Raw genomic sequence first — 17,864 nt, 5'->3', positions numbered from 1 at the left:
ACCGGTACGGACCATTCCGGCCGAAAGGTCGGGATTGCTGATAGTTCTACTACAGAATCAGGAACGGTCGAGTGTCCGAGTCTCGTTGGGTGCCCGGGCTCCGCTTCGGGCCGGAGTTCGACCCCGAACAGTACGAACTGCTGGAGTTCCACCACCGGGGCGGCGAGGCCGAGGTGTGGCGGGCCGTGCGCACCGGGCACAACGGGATCAAGGAACTCGTCGCCGCGAAGATCATGCTGGAGCGGGACCCGTCCGAGGTCCGGCGCTGGCTCGGCCGCTGGGACGACGTGTCGCACAACGCCCACCGGCTCGGCGTCACCGACCTGGTGGTGCCCAGCTTCCTGCTCGGCCCCTCCCCGCACCGGCCCGGCACGGTGCCCTCCGGCGGGTTGCTCGGCTACCAGATCTCGCCCTGGGTCGAGGGCGTGCCGCTGCACACCTGGGCCCGCGGCCAGCGCGGCGGACCGACCGCGGTGGCCGACGTGCTGGCCCGGCTCTGCCGGATCGTCGACGACCTGCACCGCAAGCGCTGGGTGCACCGCGACATCTCCCCCGCCAACGTCCTGGTCGACGCCCAAGGCCTGGTCAAGCTGATCGACCTGACCTTCCTCGCCCCGCTCGACCACACCCTCACCGTCGCGGTGTTCACCCCCGGCCACGTCCCGCCGGAGGCCGAGCAGGTCGGCGGCTTCCCGACCACCGCCAAGGACCTGTTCGCGGTCGGCACCCTCGCCCGCACCCTGCTGCTGCCCGACCACGGCCGGCTCGACCACCGGCTCGCCGCCGAACAGGCCCGCGCCGAACTGCTGGCCGCCGGCTACGGCGAGGAACTCGCCCGCTGGGCCTGCGAACCGCTCGCCCGCGAACCCGAGCGCCGCCCCGCCCCGCTCGGCCCCTGGGCCGCCCGGGGCCGCGAACTCCTGCGCGCCCACCGCCCGGTGGCACGCACCGCGGGCCTGGCCGTCCTGCCCGACCGGACCGGCCGGCCGCTGGTGGTCACCGGCGGCGCCGACGGCACCGCCCTCGCCGGCCCCGGACGCGCCGGCCACCGGCTGCCCGCCGGCCAGGGCCCCGGGGCCGTAAGGGAGTTGGCGGCGGGCTGGGCGGGCCGCCAGGGGGAACTGGTGGTCTGCGCCGAGGACCGCTCCGGCACCCTCTGGGTCGGCACCGCGACCGGCTGGTGGGAGGCGGCCCGCGGCGTCAACGGCCTCGCCGGGGCCGTCGGCGCGGCCGGCGAACTCACCGTGTGGACCGCCGCCGCCGGCGCCCTGCGCTCCTACCGCTGGGCCCCCGGCCTCACACTCACCGGCCAGGAACACCCCGGCTGCCCCGCCGACCGGGTGGTCGCCGCCGAGGAGGAACGGCCCGGCGCCTGGCTGCTCCTGGTCGAGCACCGCGAACGGGTGCTCAGCTGGCGGCCCGGATCCGGCGAACCGCCCGTCCCGCTCGGCCCGCCCGGCGCCCTGCGCGCCGGAGCACTCGCCCGCGCCTCCGCCGGCCCGCAGGCCGCCACCCTGCGCGCGGACGGCTCCGTCCAGCTCCACACCCTCGGCACCTCCGGCACCGGCACGGAGATCGGCGACGGCGAACCCTCCCTCGGCATCGCCATGGTCGGCCACCGCGGCGGGCCCACCATCGCCCTGGCCGGCGCGGGCGGCGTACGGCTGCGGCTCCCGGCGGGTGGCGCCTCCCGGCGCCCGCGCTGGTGGCGGCCCACCCTGCGGCCCGCCACCCGGGTCGCGCTCACCATGGGGGACGACTGGCGGCTGTGCCTGGCCGCGGTGGTGGAGGGCGAGCTGCAGGTGTGGCAGGAGGACGCTGCCTACCGCTGGCAGGCGGTGGAGCTGCCGGAGGAGTAGGCCGGACGCGGCACCTGCCGCGAGGCGGGAAAAACCCCTCGCCTCCGCTCCTTCCCACCCTGCACCGTCGCTCGCGGCCGTACTTCCGACCGAGAGCAGGTCCCGTCCCATGGCATGTCGCATCGGCGAACTCGTCCTCGCCTGCCGCGAACCCGAGGTGCTGGCGCGGTTCTGGTGCGAGGTCCTGGACTTCGTGGTGCTCGGCCGCGAGGACGACGGCAGCATCGAGATCGGGCCGCGCGAGGGCTTCGGCGGCGCGCAGCCGACGATCTTCCTCAGCCGCCGGGACGAGCCGGAGCCTGGCAAGTCCCGCCTGCACATCGACGTCAACGCCACCGACCGCGACCAGGAGGCCGAGCTCGAACGCCTCCTGGAGCTCGGCGCGCGCCCGGCCGACATCGGCCAGACCGGCGAGGAGTCCTGGCACGTGCTCGCCGATCCCGAGGGCAACGAGTTCTGCCTGCTCAAGGCGCGCCTCAACCCGCTCTGACGGAGCGCGCGGCCGTCGGGTCTCCGGAAGTCCCCCACGGACGTCGGCCGCTACCGGGCCGGCCGCCGGGCCGTGATCGTCTCCACCCCGAGCGGCGGCATCGCCCGCGCCGGTTCCGCGCGACGACACCCCGGCCGCTCAGGCCTCCGGCAGCAGGTGCACCGGACCGAGGGCGCTCACGTGGGCCTCGGTACCGACGGACCACGGGCGGTCCGCGGAGGCGATCAATACGTCCGGCAGTCCGGGGGCTTCGGGGCGGAGTTCGACGCGGTGGTCGTGGCCGCGGAAGTCGCTGCCGATGACCTTGGCCGGGGCGGAACCGTCCACCGGGTCGGCGGTGAGGCGGAGCTGGCCGGGGCGGAGCAGGGCGAGCGCGCTTCCGTCGGCGGTGTCGGGGGTGGCCGGTGGGAGGGGGCCGAAGGGGGTGTGGGCCTCGCCTTCCGCAACCTTCGCGGGGATCAGGTTGGCCTCGCCGAGGACGGTGGCGACCGTCGCGTCCGCCGGGCGGTGGTAGAGCTCGTGCGGGGTGCCGGACTGGGCGATCCGGCCGTTGCGCAGGACGGCGATGGTGTCGGCGAAGGAGAGGGCCTCGTCCTGGTCGTGGGTGACGAGGACCGCCGTGGTGCCGGACTGCCGCAGGGTGGCGGCGACTTCGCGGCGCAGTTCGGCGCGCAGGGCGGCGTCGAGGGCGGCGAAGGGTTCGTCGAGGAGCAGGAGTCGGGGCCGGGGTGCGAGTGCCCGGGCGAGCGCGACGCGTTGCTGCTGGCCGCCGGAGAGCTGGTGCGGGCGGCGTTCGCCGAGGCCGGGCAGGCCGACCAGGTCGAGCAGTTCGCCGACCCGGGCGCGGCGCTGGGAGCGCGGCAGGCCGAAGCCGATGTTGGCGGCGACGCTCAGGTGCGGGAAGAGCGCGCCGTCCTGGGGGACGAGGCCGATGCCCCGGTGTTCGGCGGCGAGCCGGCTGCGGCCGTCGTCCAGGACGCGTCCGTGCAGCGAGACCCGCCCGGCGGCCGCCGGGTGGAAGCCGGCCAGTACGCGCAGCAGAGTGGACTTCCCGCAGCCGGAGGGGCCGAGGACGCAGGCGAGGGCACCGTCCGGAACGTGCAGGTCGATGCCGTGCAGGACCGGGCTGCGCCCGTGGGCGGCGTGGAGGTCGACGACGGACAGTCCGGTCACTGGTTCTCCCCAGGACGGCCGAGGGTACGGCGGGTCAGCAGCAGGACGGAGGGCACGGACAGCGCGACCATCAGGGCCGCGTACGGCGCGGCCGCCCCGTAGGCGAGGCCGCTGGTGTAGACCCAGAACTGGGTGGCCAGGGTCTGGGTGCCGGTGGGGCGCAGCAGCAGGGTCGCGGTCAGCTCGGTGGAGGCGGTGAGGCCGACCATGGCGACGGCGGCGCCGAGTCCGGGCAGCACCAGCGGGAGGGTGATCCGGCCGAGGACGGCGAGCGGCCGGGTGCCGAGCGAACGGGCGGCCTCCTCGACACCGGGCGGCACCTGGGCCAGGGCGGCGCGCACGGCGGTCAGCGCCAGGGGGAAGAACAGCAGGACGTACCCGAGGACGAGCATCGGCGGCTGCTGGTACAGGGGTTGGGCCCAGCGGACGGCGAAGAAGACCACCGAGAGGGCGACCGCGATGCCGGGCAGGGCGCGGGTGAGGTAGGCGACCCGCTCGACGGCCCGGGCCGGCCGGGTGCCGCGCCGCCAGCCGTACAGGGCGACCGGCACGGCGGCGAGGGTGGCGACGAGGGCCGCGCCGAGCGCGTACCCGAGGGTGGCCAGGGTGGCGCCGAGGACGGAGGCGGAGGGCAGGGTGGTGGAGCTGCCCTTGACCAGCCAGTAGGTGAGCGCGTAGAGCGGTACCCCGAGCGAGACGCCGACCACTGCGGCGAGCACGACGAGCGCCGGGACGGTCCAGCCGCCGAGGCGTACGGGCGGTGCGGGCCGGGCGAGGGCGCCGTGCCGGGTGACGCGCGCCTGGCGGCCGGCCCAGGCCTCCAGGGTGACCAGCAGCAGGGCGAGCGCGACCAGCACCAGGGTGAGCAGGGAGGCGGAGGCCGCGTCGAAGCCGAGCTTGTACTGGGTGAACACGGCGGTGGCGAAGGTGGTGTAGCGCAGCATCGCGAAGGCGCCGTACTCGCCGAGCAGGTAGAGCGAGACGAGCAGCACGCCGCCGGCGAGCGCGGGCCGGGTGAGCGGGAGGGTGACCCGCCACAGGGTGGCGAGCCGGCCGCGGCCGAGGGAGCGGGACACCTCTTCGGCGGCGGCGTCGCCGCGCCGCAGGGCGGCCGCGACCGGGAGGAACACCAGCGGGTACAGCGAGCAGGTCATCACCAGCACCGCGCCCCAGTAGCCGTGGACGGACCGGAACAGCGAGACCCAGGAGTAGCCGCGCACGAACTCCGGTACGGCGAGCGGCAGGGCGAGCGCGACGGTCCAGGCGCGGCGGCCGGGCAGGGTGGTGCGCTCGACCAGGTAGGCGGCGCCGAAGCCGAGGACTGCGGTCGCGAGGGTGACGGCGGCGGCCAGGCTCAGGGTGTGCCAGAGCAGGGTGGCGATCAGCGGACGGCCGAGCAACCGCCGGGTCTGGTCCCAGCCGGCTTGGGCGGCCTGGGCGATGACGAAGCCGAGCGGCGAGGCGACGACCGCGACGACGGCGACGGCGAAGGGGGCGAGCAGGCCGGTGGGCCCCCATGGCCACCGCGACCGGACCACGGGAGCCGTCCGCACAGGAGTCGTCACTGGAGCAGACCGGCGTCCTGGAGCAGGCCCAGGGCCTGCTTGCCGTCGCCGAGCTGGGCCGGGTCGGCGACGGTGCCGATGGTGTCCAGGGCGGGCAGCTCGGGCTTGCCCTGCACGCCGGTGACCAGCGGGTACTCGTAGCTGGCCGAGTTGGCGATGACGGTCTGCGCGGGGGCGGAGGCGAGGTAGCCGAGGAAGGCCTGAGCGGCGGCCTGGTGCTTGCCGTGCTTGAGGACGGCGGCGCCGGAGACGTCCACCAGCGAGCCCGGGTCGCCCTTGGGGAAGTAGTGCGGCGTCGCACGAGTTCCGGCGGCGCCCTTCTCGTCGCGCATCCGGTAGAAGTAGTAGTGGTCGATGACGCCGCCTTCGACCTCGCCGCTGTTGATGGCGGCGGAGAGGGTCTCGTTGCTGTCGTAGACCTTGGCGTTGTCCTTGAGGCCCTTGAGCCACTGCTTGGCGGCGTCCTCGCCCTTGGCCTTGAGGACCTGGGTGACGACCGGGGCGAAGTCGGTCTCGCTGGGGGCGATGCCCAGGCGCCCCTTCCACTCGGGCTTGGCGAGGTCGAGCACGGAGGCGGGCGGCGCGGTGTCGGCGGCCTTGCCGGTGGCCGCGAGGAAGGCGGAGGTCCGGGCGGAGACGCCGACCCAGTCGCCCCGGCCCGAACTGTCCTCCGCCGGCACGGACTTGAGGGTGTCGGCGGCGACCTTGGCGAGCAGGCCCTTGTCACCGAGGACGGTGAGCGCGGGCGGGTTCTCGGCGTAGAAGACGTCGGCCGGGGAGGCGTCGCCCTCCTGGAGGATCTGGTTGGCCAGCTCGGCCTCGTCGCCGGAGCGCAGGTCGACCTTGATGCCGGTGCGCTTGGTGAAGTCCTCGGTCAGGGCCTTGACGGTCTGCTCGTGCTGGCCGCTGTAGACGGTGATGGTCTGGCCCGCCACCGCCGCGCCGGAGGCCCCGGCGGACGCGCCGTCCGCACTGCCGCCCGAGCTGCCGCAGGCGGTGAGGGCGAGCGCGCAGACGCCGAGGAGGGACAGGGCGGCGAGGGGCCGGACGGTTCCGGGCATGGTGTGGGTTCCTCCGAGGGTGGCGGGGGTCGGCCGTACGGACCTGCCGTGTGAGCAGGGCACCGGCCTGACGGCACGAGAACCTAGGACAGGAAAGGCTTGCCTAACAAGTTTCGGAGCGTCACATCTCGGTCCGGTCGCGGCGGGGTAGGGCTTCGGTGAACACTGCCCCAAGTACAGGCAAAACACCCGCCAAGTACCGGTCAGAACAGGATGGAGCGGTCCGCTTCCGCCCACGGACCACCACCACCGTGCGTAACGACTACCGGACGGGCCCGGAACACACCGAGGCCCTGGAACCGATGCCGGGGCCTCGGCCCGGTCGAGAAGGGCGGCTCAGCGGAACCGGCGTAGCCGCAGGCTGTTGCCGACCACGAAGACCGAGGAGAAGGCCATGGCCGCCCCCGCGATCATCGGGTTGAGCATCCCGGCCGCCGCCAGCGGCAGGGCGGCGACGTTGTAGCCGAACGCCCAGAACAGGTTGCTCCTGATGGTGCCGAGGGTCTTGCGGGACAGCCGGATGGCGTCCGCCGCGGCCAGCAGGTCGCCGCGCACCAGGGTCAGGTCGCCCGCCTCGATCGCGGCGTCGGTGCCGGTGCCCATGGCCAGGCCCAGGTCGGCCTGGGCGAGCGCGGCCGCGTCGTTGACGCCGTCGCCGACCATCGCCACCACCCGGCCCGCGGCCTGGAGCCGCTTGACGGTGTCGACCTTGTCCTGCGGCATGACCTCGGCGATCACGTGCTCCGGCCTGATGCCGACCTCGGCGGCGACCGCCTCGGCGACCAGCGTGTTGTCACCGGTGAGCAGCACCGGGGTCAGGCCCAGGGCGCGCAGCCTGGCGATGGCCTCGGCGCTGGTCGGCTTGACCGCGTCGGCGACCTCCAGCACGGCCCGCGCCTCGCCGTCCCAGCCGACCGCGATCGCGGTGCGGCCGGCCGACTCGGCCTTGCGCCTGGCCTCGGCCAGGGACTCCGGCAGGTACTGCGACCACTCGTTGAGCAGCGCCTCCCGGCCGGCCACCACCGCGTGGCCGTCCACCACGCCCTGGACGCCCAGGCCCGGCACGTTCTCGAAGCCCTCGACGGCGGGCAGTTCGCCGGCCTTGGCGGCGGCCGTGGCGATGGCCCGGGCGATCGGGTGCTCGGAGGCGTGCTCCAGGGCGCCGGCCAGGCGCAGCACCTCGGTCTCGGTGACGCCCTCGGCGGTGTGCACGCCGAGCAGGGTCATCTGGCCGGTGGTGACGGTGCCGGTCTTGTCCAGGACGATGGTGTCGACCTTGCGGGTGGTCTCCAGCACCTCGGGGCCCTTGATCAGGATGCCGAGCTGGGCGCCGCGGCCGGTGCCGACCATGAGGGCGGTCGGGGTGGCCAGGCCCAGGGCACACGGGCAGGCGATGATCAGCACGGCCACGGCCGCCGTGAAGGCGGCGGTCCAGCCCTCGCCGGTGCCCAGCCAGTAGCCGAGGGTGGCGACGGCGAGGGTGATGACGATCGGCACGAAGACGGCGGAGATCCGGTCGGCGAGGCGCTGGGCGGCGGCCTTGCCGTTCTGCGCGTCCTCGACCAGCTTGGCCATCCGGGACAGCTGGGTGTCCGCGCCGACCCGGGTCGCCTCGACGACCAGCCGGCCGCCCGCGTTGACGGTCGCACCGGTGACGCTGTCGCCGACGCCGACTTCGACCGGCACCGACTCGCCGGTCAGCATGGAGGCGTCGACGGCCGAGGCACCTTCGACCACGGTGCCGTCGGTGGCGATCTTCTCGCCCGGCCGGACCACGAAGCGGTCGCCCACGGCGAGTTCGGCGATCGGGATCCGCACCTCGACTCCCGCCCGTCGCCCACCGCCACCCTTGTCCGAGGGCGCTTCGCGCCCGTTCCCCTCGTTGCGCAGCACCGTCACGTCCTTGGCGCCCAGTTCGAGCAGCGCCTTGAGAGCGGCTCCGGCGGTGCGCTTGGAGCGGGCCTCGAAGTAGCGCCCGGCCAGGATGAAGGCGGTGACGCCGGCCGCCGCCTCCAGGTAGATGTCGGAGGCGCCGTCGCTGCGGGCGATGGTGAACTCGAAGCCGTGGCGCATGCCCGGCATCCCGGCGTCGCCGAAGAACAGCGCCCACAGCGACCACAGGAACGCGGCGCCCGTACCGAGCGAGACCAGGGTGTCCATCGTCGCGGCGCCGTGCCGGGCGTTGGTGAAGGCGGCCCTGTGGAACGGCCAGGCGGCATAGGTGACGACCGGGGCGGCGAGGGTCAGCGAGAGCCACTGCCAGTTGTCGAACTGGAGGGCCGGCACCATCGCCATGGCGATCACCGGGACGGCCAGGGCCAGCGCGGTGAACAGCCGCCGGCGCAGCGGGGCCAGTTCGTCGACGGCCTCGGCCTGGTCGGCGGATCCGCCCGCGGTGGCCGGGGGCTCGGGCAGGGCGGCGGTGTAGCCGGTGGCCTCGACGGTGGCGATCAGGTCGGCGACCTCCACCTCGCCCTCGAAGGTGACCTTCGCCTTCTCGGTGGCGTAGTTGACGCTGGCCGAGACGCCGTCCATGCGGTTGAGCTTCTTCTCGATGCGGGCCGCGCACGAGGCGCACGTCATTCCGCCGATCGAGAGTTCCACCTCCGTGGAGACGGGTGCCTGCGTGGTCATCGTTGCTCCTCGTGACAGTCGGTACTTCGAGGTTCGTGCGAGGTACGTCCGCGACCGGACCCTTCATACCCTTGGGGGGTACCGGACGGTGCCGGGTTCATTTATACCCCCCGGGGGTAGCAGTCGCAAGCCCTGGACTATACCCCCAGTGGGTAAGTTTCACTGTGTCCCCGCCTGCACCGGGCACGGCCGGACCGGTCCCGGGAAAGCGCATGTTCCGTCACAGAGATCTCACGGGTCTCACACCCAGATGGAAACGCCTGTCTCATGGCGCAGGTCGGCGCCATGGGGCGCGTCCCGCGGCGGGTGAGACGCGTTTCACCGCAGGTGGGACGGCAAATCGGCCTGATGGTCGGACAACTGAGTGGGGCACAGTTCTGCCGCGGCTCGGTGATGACGAGCCGACACCCGAGACCGCTCCCTGGAAGGGACACCCACGTGAGCCTCAAGTCGCGTATCGCCAAGGCCGCCACTGCGACCGCCGTCGCCGGCGCCGCCCTCCTCACCCTGGCCGGCCCCGCTAGCGCCAGCCCCAGCGCCCCGACTCTCGGTGACGGCTATGCCAACAACGGTCACGCCGTGTGGTGAGTCCAGCACAACCTCAACCACTTCCTGAGCATCACCACCAAGACCGACCACCCCGCCCTGTTGGCGGAGGACGGCATCTGGGGCCCGCAGACCAAGGCGGCCGTCGAGTGGCTGCAGACCGACGCCTACGACGGCGGCCAGAAGCTCCAGGTCGACGGCATCGTCGGCCCGCTCACCGGAGACATGATCGTCGGGGAGGGCGACCCGTACTACGTCGGCAGCTACGACGCCTACTGCTGGCAGTACATCCCCACCACTTAGGAAACGGGCTCCAACGTCCACTACGTCACCCTGCGCACCGGCGGCTACTGGTACCACGTCTCGGCCTGACCACCCGAGCGTGGGGGGGGGGGGGGGGGGCGGCGCCCCCCCCCCCCCCCCCCCCCCCCCCCCCCCCCCCCCCGCCGCACCGAACCCGCCCTCACCGCGGTCGTCCCGTCCCCCTGCACGAGAGCACTTCGACCGCCGCGCCCGGGCCGACAGCCGCCGCGGGTCACCTCCTTGGCCCGGCCGCCACGTCGCACATCACGCCGCACGATGCTCGAGTTCGGCGAATCCGGGGACCGGCCCCGCCCGCGACCTCGGTGTCCTGCGCCTCGACGGGACCCGGATCGCCGGGCTGGCGCTCACCGTGGACGGCGGCCAGGGGCCGGGGCCGCGTTGCTGCTCAGCCCCCGCTGTGTCCTGCCGGTCCACCACGACGACCACCCGGTCTTCCACTCGCCCTGACCGACTTCCTCACCGCCGGGCCGTGAAGTCGGGTGTGCGGCGGGCGGCGGTGACGGTCACCGGGCGCTTTGCGCCCTGGACGTCGCGAGGGCGCGCATGGTGGCGAACTCGACGACCTGCGCCGCCATTTCCTCCAGCTGTCCCTGGACGTGGGCGTCCATGCAGGCTCCGGCGGGTGAGAAGCGCGCCGCCGACGTGTTGATCGCGGCGCCCAGCGGTGTGGGCCAGCCGCGCAGCGCGTGGGTCACGTCGCGCAGCGCGGCCAGTGTGGAGACGGCGCCCTGCCAGCCGTTGGCGACCGCCACGCACCCCACGGCCCGTTCGCTGAAGTAGGGCCGTATGTCCTCGCGCAGTTCCTCGACGTGGTCCAGGGCGTTCTTCACCAGGCCGGATATCCCGCCGTGGTAGGCGGGGCTGGCGAGCACGAGGGCGTCGGCGCCGGCGACGGCTGCCAGGAGCCGTCTGGCCTGCGGTGCGGTGGCGCCGTGCCGGGGGTCGTACAGCGGCATGGCCAGGGCGGGGCCGCTGATCAGCTGCACTGCCGCGCCGCGTCGTTGCGCCGCGTCCAGTACCACCCGCAGGGCCTGCTCGGCGGTTGATCCGGGTCGGCTCGAACCGCCGACACCGACCACGTTCACGATCTGGTCCATGGAGTTGCGCCTCCTTCTCTGTTCGGCTGCCTGAGGGTGTTCGCGGTGCGGTCTTCGGGGTGGTGCGGGTCCGTACGGCGGTGCGGTCAGGGTGCGGGGCGGGGGGGGGGGGGGGGGGGGGGGCGGGCGGGGCCGCCGCCCCCCCCCCCCCCCCCCCCCCCCCCGCCCGTGCTTTTACTTATTCATGTCAGGAGGTCAGACAGCCGACGACGCCACGTCGTCCTGCTTCTCGGACACCTCGGCGGCCGGGACCGCCGTGCTGCGCCTGAAGTTCAGCGCGACCAGCACGATCGCCACCATGCCGACCACGCTGGCCCACATGGCCGTGCGTACACCGTCGGAGGTGGCCACGCGCAGCGCCTCGCCGGTCAGTCCCTCGTGACCGGAGTTGGCGATCGCCACCAGGACGGCGAGACCGACCGCGGCACCGACCTGCTGGCCGGTGGACGCGACACCCGAGGCGATGCCCTGGTCCTCCGCCGCGACGCCGGTGGTCGCCGCCGCGTACATCGCGGTGAACACCGTGCCCTGACCGAGGCTCAGGACGAGCACGCCCGGGACGAACTCCAGGTACGTGCCGCTCGGCGAGACGGAGAAGGCGAAGGCCACGGTGCCGACCACACCCGTCAGGAGCGCGCCGATCAGCGTGGCGCGCACCCCGAAGCGGGTGGCCAGCTTCCCGCCGGACAGGTTGCCGATGAGCACCCCGACACACGGCACGAGGAAGGCCAGACCGCTCCTCGTCGCGGAGTAGCCGTGCACGCTCTGGAAGTAGAGGGTGTAGAAGTAGGGCAGCGCACCGAACGTCCCCATGAAGATGAAGGTGACGACCGAGCCGGTGCTCAGGTTGCGGTTGCGGAACAGGCGCAGCGGCAGCAGCGGGTCGCGGCCGCGGCCCTCGATGGTGAAGAACGCCGCGAGGACGATCACCGCGATGGCCGCGGTGATCAGGATCGTCGGCGAGGTCCAGCCCGACACCGGTCCCTGGACGAGGGTGAACACCAGCAGCGTCGAACCGATGGTCGCGGTCAGCGCACCGGGCAGGTCGAACTTGCGCCCGGAGGTTCCCTGGTCGCTGTCCTTCGGGATGATGACGAAGGTGAGCAGCATGGCGCCGCCGGCGAGCGGGACGTTGGCGTAGAAGATCGACGCCCAGCCGAAGGCGCCCGTCAGCACACCGCCGAGCAGCGAGCCGAGGATCATGCCGCTACCGCCGGCACCGCCCCAGATCGCCAGGGCGCGGTTGCGCTCGGGGCCTTCGGCGAAGGTCGTGGTGACCAGGGAGAGCGTCGCGGGGGCGAGGAAGGCGCCGCCGATGCCCTGCACGGCGCGCGCGACGATCAGGGTCGTCGGGTCGCCCGCGAGCGCTCCGGCGAGCGAGGAGGCCGCGTAGAGGAACAGGCCGAAGGCGAACATCCGGCGGCGGCCGAAGAGGTCCGCCGCACGGCCGCCGAGGAGCAGGAAGCCGCCGAAGGCGACCGCGTAGGCGCTGACGACCCACTGGAGGTTCTGCGCGGAGAAGCCGACACCGGTACGGATCTCGGGCAATGCCACGAAAACGATGCTGTAGTCAATGGCGTAGATGCACTGGGCGAAAGCCAGCAGTGCCAGGATCAAGCCGAGGCGTCGACGGGGCGGCGCCCCGGCGCCGGCGACTGCAGGAGGCATTTGTGTGCCTATCCCTTCTGGGTTTTTCGGGTGTTGATCAGTGACGCAGGGAGCAGGACAGGCCGGTGGCGATCGACAGCGCCCCGGTGGTCGTGCTCGTGCCGGCCGATTAGGCGCCGGATGTGTCTGCTTCGATGCTTGTGCCGCGTCTCATGGGTGCGCCTTGGGTAGGAGGAATCGAGATTCGAAGGGGCCGGCGGTTCGGCCCGGAGGCGCCACGCTCGACCGTGCGTGAGGGGGCCGGTGGAATATTCGGTTCCGGTCAGCGGAATTCGACCGGCGGGTGCACCGCGCACGGCTTTCTTCGACGGTCCGCTCCGCATTGCGCCATGACTGCGTACCCCTCGGTCGTTTTCGGTGCGGGGTGGCTACGCCGGTTTTCCGGCGGCCGGTTCGGAATTCTTGACCCGTTGCTTTGCGCGGCATTCAACCCTAGCCGTGTTCCGTCGGCGGGGCCGAGGTTTTTCACAGTCCGGCTATTGGTGTTCGCCGGTCGTTTCCGCGCCGTTGGGGCGCGGCCCGAGGTAGTCGCGGAACCATTGCACGACAGCGGCGTCGAGGTCGTCCCTTTCCTCCCGGTCGTCCGGAAGGTGACCGCGGGAAAGGCGGATGAACCGCACGGTCTTGCCGAGTTCGGTCAGTGTCCGGTAGAGCTGCTCGGTGCCGCTGATGACGACCGTGGTGTCGCCTTCCGCGTGTGCCAGCAGCAGCGGTGCCCGGGTGTTCGCCACATGGGTCAGCGGACTCGCCGCCCTCAGTCTCGCCAGGTCCTGCGGGTCGTCGACGTCCCCGATCCACTCCACGACCCGTCTGTTCCACGTCGGTGGCAGGGCCCGGACGTCCGATTCGAGGTCCGCCGGCCCGCAGATCGCGACACCGGCCCCCCAGTGGTGCGGCAGCCTCGTCAGGCAGCTGAGCGCCGCGAACCCGCCGTAGGACATCCCGTGGACGCCGAGGCGCTCGCCGTCCACCCAGTCCAGGCTTCGCAGGAACCGTGCGGCGGCCTCGAAATCGGCCAGGTCGCCGCGTCCCCAGTCGCGGTAGATCAGCCGCTGGTAGGCCAGCCCCCGCCCGGTCGAGCCACGCACGTTCGGTGCCAGCACGGCGAATCCGGCGCGCACCAGCCGCTGGATCAACGGGTCGTGGACCGGCAGCGCGGCCCACTCCGGACCGCCGTGGATGGTCAGCACCGCGGGGACGGGACCGGCCGTCGAACGGGGGCGGTACAGCAGGCCCGATATCTCCAGTCCGTCCGCCGCGGTGAACCAGACCGTTTCCGGTGCGACGAGGTCGTCCGGCAGTTCGCCGCCGAAGTCGGTGAGCCGGTGCGTGCGGCCGGACGCGAGGTCCGCCAGGAAGAACTCGGTCGCCCGGTCGCCGGCGCCGACCTGGGCGAGCAGACGGCCTTCGGCGAACCGCGGCACGAAGCCGTCGTAGCCGAACGGCTGGGAGGCGAACCCGGGCAGTTCGAGCGTGGTCTCCGACGTGCACAGCAGTGTGCGCTGGTCCTGGGGCACGGCCCAGACGACCTGCGGGCCCACGATCACGTTCTCCACGTCGGTGTCCGGTGTGGCGATCCACTTCAGCGGCCGGCCGGGGACGAGCAGGGCGACGCCGAGGAAGTCGCGGCCCTCGGTGGTGCACACGTAGATGCCGTCCTCGTTCCAGCCGCCCGGCTGGTACTTCGCCGGGCCCTCGTGCGGGGTGAGGTGCCGGGTGAGGCCGGTCACGAGGTCGCAGGCGAACAGGTCCTGGTCGGTGTTCTGGTGGAACTTCAGGACGAGCAGGTGGCGGGAGTCCGGCGAGAAGCAGACCGGCACGTACCGGTCATCGCCCTCCAGGACCATCCGGGAGGCGCCGGTCGTCAGGTCCCGCACGTAGACGTCGAGACAGGTGGCGTCGCGCGCGCTGGTCGCGTACGCGAGCAGTCGGCCGTCCGGGCTGTAGGGCTGGCTCGCGCTCGAGTACGGCACGCCTATCTCGCGCCGGATCCCGGGTTCCGTCGCTATCCACTCCAACTCGCCCGTGTCCGGGTCGAGTTCGGCCAGCCGGTAGTCCTGGCCGCCGGTCACGTCCGTCACGACGAGCAGGCGTGTCCCGTCGGGCCGCCATGCCAGCCGGGTGACCGCGCCGTCGACCGGGAACATCCGCCGCTCCCCCGCCCAGGTCTGGAACCAGGGCTGCGGCCGACCGCACTCGTCGCTGACGTACGCGAAGCCCTCCTTCGCGGGCCAGGCCCCCCAGACGGTCATGAGTGCGCCGCCAGTGCGAGCTGGATCGTCGCCGCGGCGACGATCCCGTGACGGAACCGGTCGAGTTCGAGGTTCTCGTCGGCCGCGTGGTTGGCCTCGTCGACGTTGGCCAGCGGCACGCCGTAGCAGGGGCAGGAGAGCCCGTCGCTGAGCACGGCGATCGGCAGGCTTCCGCCGAGTGAGGGGACCAGCAGCGGCCGTTGCCCGAGCACGTCCTCGACCGCCTTCAGGATCGTCGCCGTATAAGGGGTCTCGGGCAGCGTGGTGGACGGCGCCATCGCCGCGTCCGGCACGAACTCGACATCGGGGGCGTACCTGGCGACGTGGCGCCGGATGGCCTCGGCGACCTGCTCCGGTGTCTGGCCGCCGACCAGCCGGGCCTCGCACCGGGCGATCGCGACGTCGGGGATCACCGCGCGATGATCGCCGGAGTCCTCGCAGCTCAACGAGTTCACCGTCAGCGTGGGTCTGGCCAGGCGTTCGTGGAACCCCAGCCCGGCCGGCGGCTCCATGTCGGCCGCCCCGATCGAGGCGAGCGCTCCGGCCACGTCGACCGGCAGGTCCGCCAGCGCGGCCAGCTGGCCGTCGGTCAGCGGCGGTACGTCGTCGGCGAATCCGGGCACGGTCACGGTCCCGTCCGGCGACCTCATGGTGGCCAGCAGCTGCACCAGCCTCCACGCCGGGTTCGGCGCGACCCCGCCCCAGTTCCCCGAGTGCAACGGCCGGTCCGCGCCTCGCGCCCGCAGTTCGAAGGTCAGGATCCCGCGCACACCGAGGACCACGCACGCCCGGCCCGAGTCGTGCACGGGCCCGTCGCTCCAGATCACCAGATCGGGCTGACCGACCTGGCGCACCGCCTCGGCCAGGTTGGGACTGCCGATCTCCTCCTCGCCGTCGAGCAACACCGTGACGCGGCAGGGAAATCCGCCGGTGAGCTCCCGCAGGGCACGAAGCCCCAGCAGTTGCGCGAGGTGCTGCCCCTTGTTGTCGCCCGTGCCGCGCCCGTACATCCGGCCGTTGCGGATCGACGGCACGAACGGCGGCGTCGTCCACAGCTCCAGCGGCCCGGCCGGCTGCACGTCGTAGTGACCGTAGATCAGCACGTGCGGCCCGGGCCCGTCCGCCGTTCCCACCAGGGCGGGCCAGCCGCCGGTCTCGACCTCTCGCGCCTGCAGACCCGAGGCACGTAACAGGCGCAGACCGTGGGCCGCGGCCTCGGCCATGCCCTCACCGGTCCGGCTCACGCTCGGCCGGGAGATCCAGTCCGCCAGCTCACGATCCAGATCCTGGGCGCTCACCCAGTCCCGGAGCTGCTCGATCACAGACCCTCCAACCGATTGCACAGAATGAAATCGATAGCAGTCAAGCAAACCAGAGCGGGGTTTGGCAAGGTACAGTCCGGGTTGTGGAAGCGACGATCGAAGATCTCAAGGCACTCGGGCATCCCCTCCGCTGGCGCATCCTGAGGCTGTGCCTGGACCGCGCCCTCACCAACAAGGAGCTGTCGGTCGAACTCGACCTCGCTCCCGCGACCACCCTGCGCCACGTCCGTGCCCTGGTGAAGACGGACTTCCTGGTCGCCGAACCGGTCAGCACCGGGGAGCACGGCGCGCTGCAGCGCCCCTACCGCGCGACCGCGCGCACCCGGGGCCTGATCATCACGCCCGACGACTCCGGTCTGGCCCAGCAGGTCGACCTGGCCGTGCTCGGCGCCCATCGCACCGAACTGATAGCGGCCGGCAAGGACTCCGGCCGCGGGGCCAACCGGGGCGTACTGCGGTTGCGGCCCGAGTCCGTGGAGTCACTGCGCCGCCGGATCCAGGACCTGATCGCCGAGTACCCCGACGAACCCGACGGCGAGCCGCTGAGCTACCTGTGGTCTCTCGCGGCCCGGCCCCAGCCCGACCCCGACTCCCGGGAGAGTGCCGAAGACCCGATTGACCAATAGGCACGAGCGATGCTTGACTCATTCACCATTCGAGTGACGCGTCTGGGGTCGCCGTGGCGGCCGGCAGGACGATTGCACCAGTTGCTTGTCAGAAACCTGTACGTCAATGACCGGCCTGGGCAACGTCGCCGGCACTGATCATTCGGCACGGCGCAGGCTTGGCGGGACGGCACCACATGCCCGCAGCACCGAATCCGGGGAAACCCGAAGCACCGAATCCGGAAAAAGGGTATCGAATGAAGATTGTCATCGCCGGCGGCCACGGCAAGATCGCCCTGCGGTTAACCCGGCTCCTCGCCAACCGTGGCGAATCCGTCGTGGGCATCGTGCGCAACCCCCGCCACGTCGACGACGTCAGGGCGGCGGGCGCAGAGGCCGTCGTGCTCGATCTCGAGCGCGCGACGGTGGACGAGGTGGCCGCGACCATGGTCGGCGCGGACGCCGTCGTCTTCTCCGCCGGCTCGGGCAACAGCGCCACCTCCGCGCGCCGGGACAAGGTGGACCGGGGGGCCGTCGTGCTCGTCATGGACGCGGCGCAACAGGCCGGTGTGCGACGGTTCCTGCACGTCAGCTCCATCAACGTGGGCTGCGCCGACGACCGCGGCATCGGCGAGGGGTACGCCATCTACCTGCGGGCCAAGCGCGCCGCGGAACAGCACATCTTCGCCAGGACCGAGCTCGACTGGACGGTGCTGCGGCCCGGCGTGCTCACCGACGGGAACGGCGAGGGCACCGTCGAACTCACCGTCGGCACCAGGGTCGGGCCCAAGCACGCCAGGTTCGACCAGGTCGCCCGGCAGGACGTCGCCGCCGTGCTCGTGGCACTCATCGACCGGCCCGAGACCGCCGGCCGCATCTACATCGTGGTCGGCGGCGGGACCCCCATCGAAAAGGCCGTCGACATCTAGGACCCGTCCCGCGGATCACGGCCGTGTGCTCCGGGAATCAGTGGGGATTCCGGGCCGCGCCATGGGGAATCCGCGAATACCGGTCGTGATTTCCGGCGTCCCGGGTCGGCTGCGGAACTCGGGAGACCGATTCGGGACGCCGTCACGAATGATGACGTCACAGACTCCGCCCGAACAATCGGGCGGGTACGGCGTCGTTCACGCACACACTGTCCGGTTCCGGACGGTGGGCTCGGCACGAAGGATCTCTTTTTTTCGACACAGGGGGGTTACTTTGTTGTGCAGTCATGTGCAAAGACAAGACCGGCGGCGCGAGCCGGCGTCGTGATCGCCGGCGGG

General features: G+C 72.5%; 14 protein-coding genes. 6 read left to right on the top strand and 8 right to left on the bottom strand.

Features of this window, described 5'->3' with window-relative positions:
- Nucleotides 1-71: 71 nt before the first annotated feature.
- Entirely contained in the window at nucleotides 72-1,859 is a 1,788-nt protein-coding gene (locus ACH4J0_RS12550) for a hypothetical protein (RefSeq protein WP_396239105.1), read from the top strand.
- 109 nt (nucleotides 1,860-1,968) lie between these two features.
- Nucleotides 1,969-2,349, top strand: coding sequence for a VOC family protein (locus ACH4J0_RS12545; RefSeq protein ID WP_396239103.1), 381 nt, complete (start codon nucleotides 1,969-1,971; stop codon nucleotides 2,347-2,349).
- 138 nt (nucleotides 2,350-2,487) lie between these two features.
- Here the strand turns inward: ACH4J0_RS12545 and ACH4J0_RS12540 are convergent, their stop codons facing one another.
- From ACH4J0_RS12540 to ACH4J0_RS12525, 4 genes are all read right to left on the bottom strand, one after another.
- Nucleotides 2,488-3,522, bottom strand: a complete 1,035-nt coding sequence (locus tag ACH4J0_RS12540; RefSeq protein WP_396239101.1) for an ABC transporter ATP-binding protein — start codon at nucleotides 3,520-3,522, stop codon at nucleotides 2,488-2,490.
- Nucleotides 3,519-5,060 (bottom strand): ABC transporter permease, encoded by a 1,542-nt coding sequence (locus ACH4J0_RS12535; protein ID WP_396239099.1) that lies wholly within the window; start codon nucleotides 5,058-5,060, stop codon nucleotides 3,519-3,521. Before ACH4J0_RS12535 ends, ACH4J0_RS12540 begins: the two co-directional genes overlap by 4 nt.
- Nucleotides 5,061-5,083: 23 nt before the next feature.
- Nucleotides 5,084-6,148 carry an iron ABC transporter substrate-binding protein gene (locus ACH4J0_RS12530; RefSeq protein WP_396239097.1) on the bottom strand — a complete coding sequence of 355 codons (1,065 nt, stop codon included), beginning with the start codon at nucleotides 6,146-6,148 and terminating at the stop codon, nucleotides 5,084-5,086.
- Nucleotides 6,149-6,484: 336 nt separating this feature from the next.
- Nucleotides 6,485-8,782 (bottom strand): heavy metal translocating P-type ATPase, encoded by a 2,298-nt coding sequence (locus ACH4J0_RS12525; protein ID WP_396239095.1) that lies wholly within the window; start codon nucleotides 8,780-8,782, stop codon nucleotides 6,485-6,487.
- Between the two features lie 438 nt (nucleotides 8,783-9,220).
- Between ACH4J0_RS12525 and ACH4J0_RS12520 the strand changes: the two genes are divergently transcribed.
- Entirely contained in the window at nucleotides 9,221-9,370 is a 150-nt protein-coding gene (locus ACH4J0_RS12520; protein ID WP_396239093.1) for a hypothetical protein, read from the top strand.
- Between the two features lie 60 nt (nucleotides 9,371-9,430).
- Nucleotides 9,431-9,631: a peptidoglycan-binding protein gene (locus ACH4J0_RS12515; RefSeq protein ID WP_396239091.1), complete on the top strand. Its 201-nt coding sequence runs from the start codon at nucleotides 9,431-9,433 to the stop codon at nucleotides 9,629-9,631.
- Nucleotides 9,632-10,155: 524 nt separating this feature from the next.
- Here ACH4J0_RS12515 and ACH4J0_RS12510 read toward each other — a convergent pair.
- From ACH4J0_RS12510 to ACH4J0_RS12495, 4 genes are all read right to left on the bottom strand, one after another.
- Nucleotides 10,156-10,749, bottom strand: coding sequence for an NADPH-dependent FMN reductase (locus ACH4J0_RS12510; protein ID WP_396239089.1), 594 nt, complete (start codon nucleotides 10,747-10,749; stop codon nucleotides 10,156-10,158).
- Nucleotides 10,750-10,944: 195 nt separating this feature from the next.
- A complete protein-coding gene (locus ACH4J0_RS12505; RefSeq protein WP_396239087.1) occupies nucleotides 10,945-12,417 on the bottom strand; it encodes an MFS transporter in 1,473 nt (490 codons plus the stop codon).
- Nucleotides 12,418-12,893: 476 nt separating this feature from the next.
- On the bottom strand, nucleotides 12,894-14,669 hold the full coding sequence (locus tag ACH4J0_RS12500) for a S9 family peptidase (protein WP_396239085.1): 1,776 nt from the start codon (nucleotides 14,667-14,669) through the stop codon (nucleotides 12,894-12,896).
- Nucleotides 14,666-15,991 (bottom strand): M20/M25/M40 family metallo-hydrolase, encoded by a 1,326-nt coding sequence (locus ACH4J0_RS12495; RefSeq protein WP_396239083.1) that lies wholly within the window; start codon nucleotides 15,989-15,991, stop codon nucleotides 14,666-14,668. The genes ACH4J0_RS12500 and ACH4J0_RS12495 overlap by 4 nt, the downstream gene beginning before the upstream one ends.
- An 83-nt stretch (nucleotides 15,992-16,074) precedes the next feature.
- Between ACH4J0_RS12495 and ACH4J0_RS12490 the strand changes: the two genes are divergently transcribed.
- Together ACH4J0_RS12490 and ACH4J0_RS12485 are read left to right on the top strand one after the other, a co-directional pair.
- Nucleotides 16,075-16,617, top strand: a complete 543-nt coding sequence (locus tag ACH4J0_RS12490; protein WP_043481043.1) for a transcriptional regulator — start codon at nucleotides 16,075-16,077, stop codon at nucleotides 16,615-16,617.
- A 236-nt stretch (nucleotides 16,618-16,853) separates the two neighbouring features.
- Entirely contained in the window at nucleotides 16,854-17,525 is a 672-nt protein-coding gene (locus ACH4J0_RS12485; RefSeq protein ID WP_396239081.1) for an SDR family oxidoreductase, read from the top strand.
- Nucleotides 17,526-17,864 lie beyond the last annotated feature (339 nt).

It is taken from the genome of Kitasatospora sp. NPDC017646, assembly GCF_044329365.1.
GTDB lineage: Bacteria > Actinomycetota > Actinomycetes > Streptomycetales > Streptomycetaceae > Kitasatospora.
Note: the sequence above shows the minus strand (reverse complement) of the source record. Positions and strands in the feature narration are given on the sequence as shown.

Coding starts and splice junctions, on each gene's coding strand:
- ACH4J0_RS12545 (WP_396239103.1), top strand. CDS start 1,969: ATGGCATGTCGCATCGGCGAACTCGTCCTCGCCTGCCGCGAACCCGAG.
- ACH4J0_RS12530 (WP_396239097.1), bottom strand. CDS start 6,148: ATGCCCGGAACCGTCCGGCCCCTCGCCGCCCTGTCCCTCCTCGGCGTC.
- ACH4J0_RS12525 (WP_396239095.1), bottom strand. CDS start 8,782: ATGACCACGCAGGCACCCGTCTCCACGGAGGTGGAACTCTCGATCGGC.
- ACH4J0_RS12510 (WP_396239089.1), bottom strand. CDS start 10,749: ATGGACCAGATCGTGAACGTGGTCGGTGTCGGCGGTTCGAGCCGACCC.
- ACH4J0_RS12505 (WP_396239087.1), bottom strand. CDS start 12,417: ATGCCTCCTGCAGTCGCCGGCGCCGGGGCGCCGCCCCGTCGACGCCTC.
- ACH4J0_RS12500 (WP_396239085.1), bottom strand. CDS start 14,669: ATGACCGTCTGGGGGGCCTGGCCCGCGAAGGAGGGCTTCGCGTACGTC.
- ACH4J0_RS12485 (WP_396239081.1), top strand. CDS start 16,854: ATGAAGATTGTCATCGCCGGCGGCCACGGCAAGATCGCCCTGCGGTTA.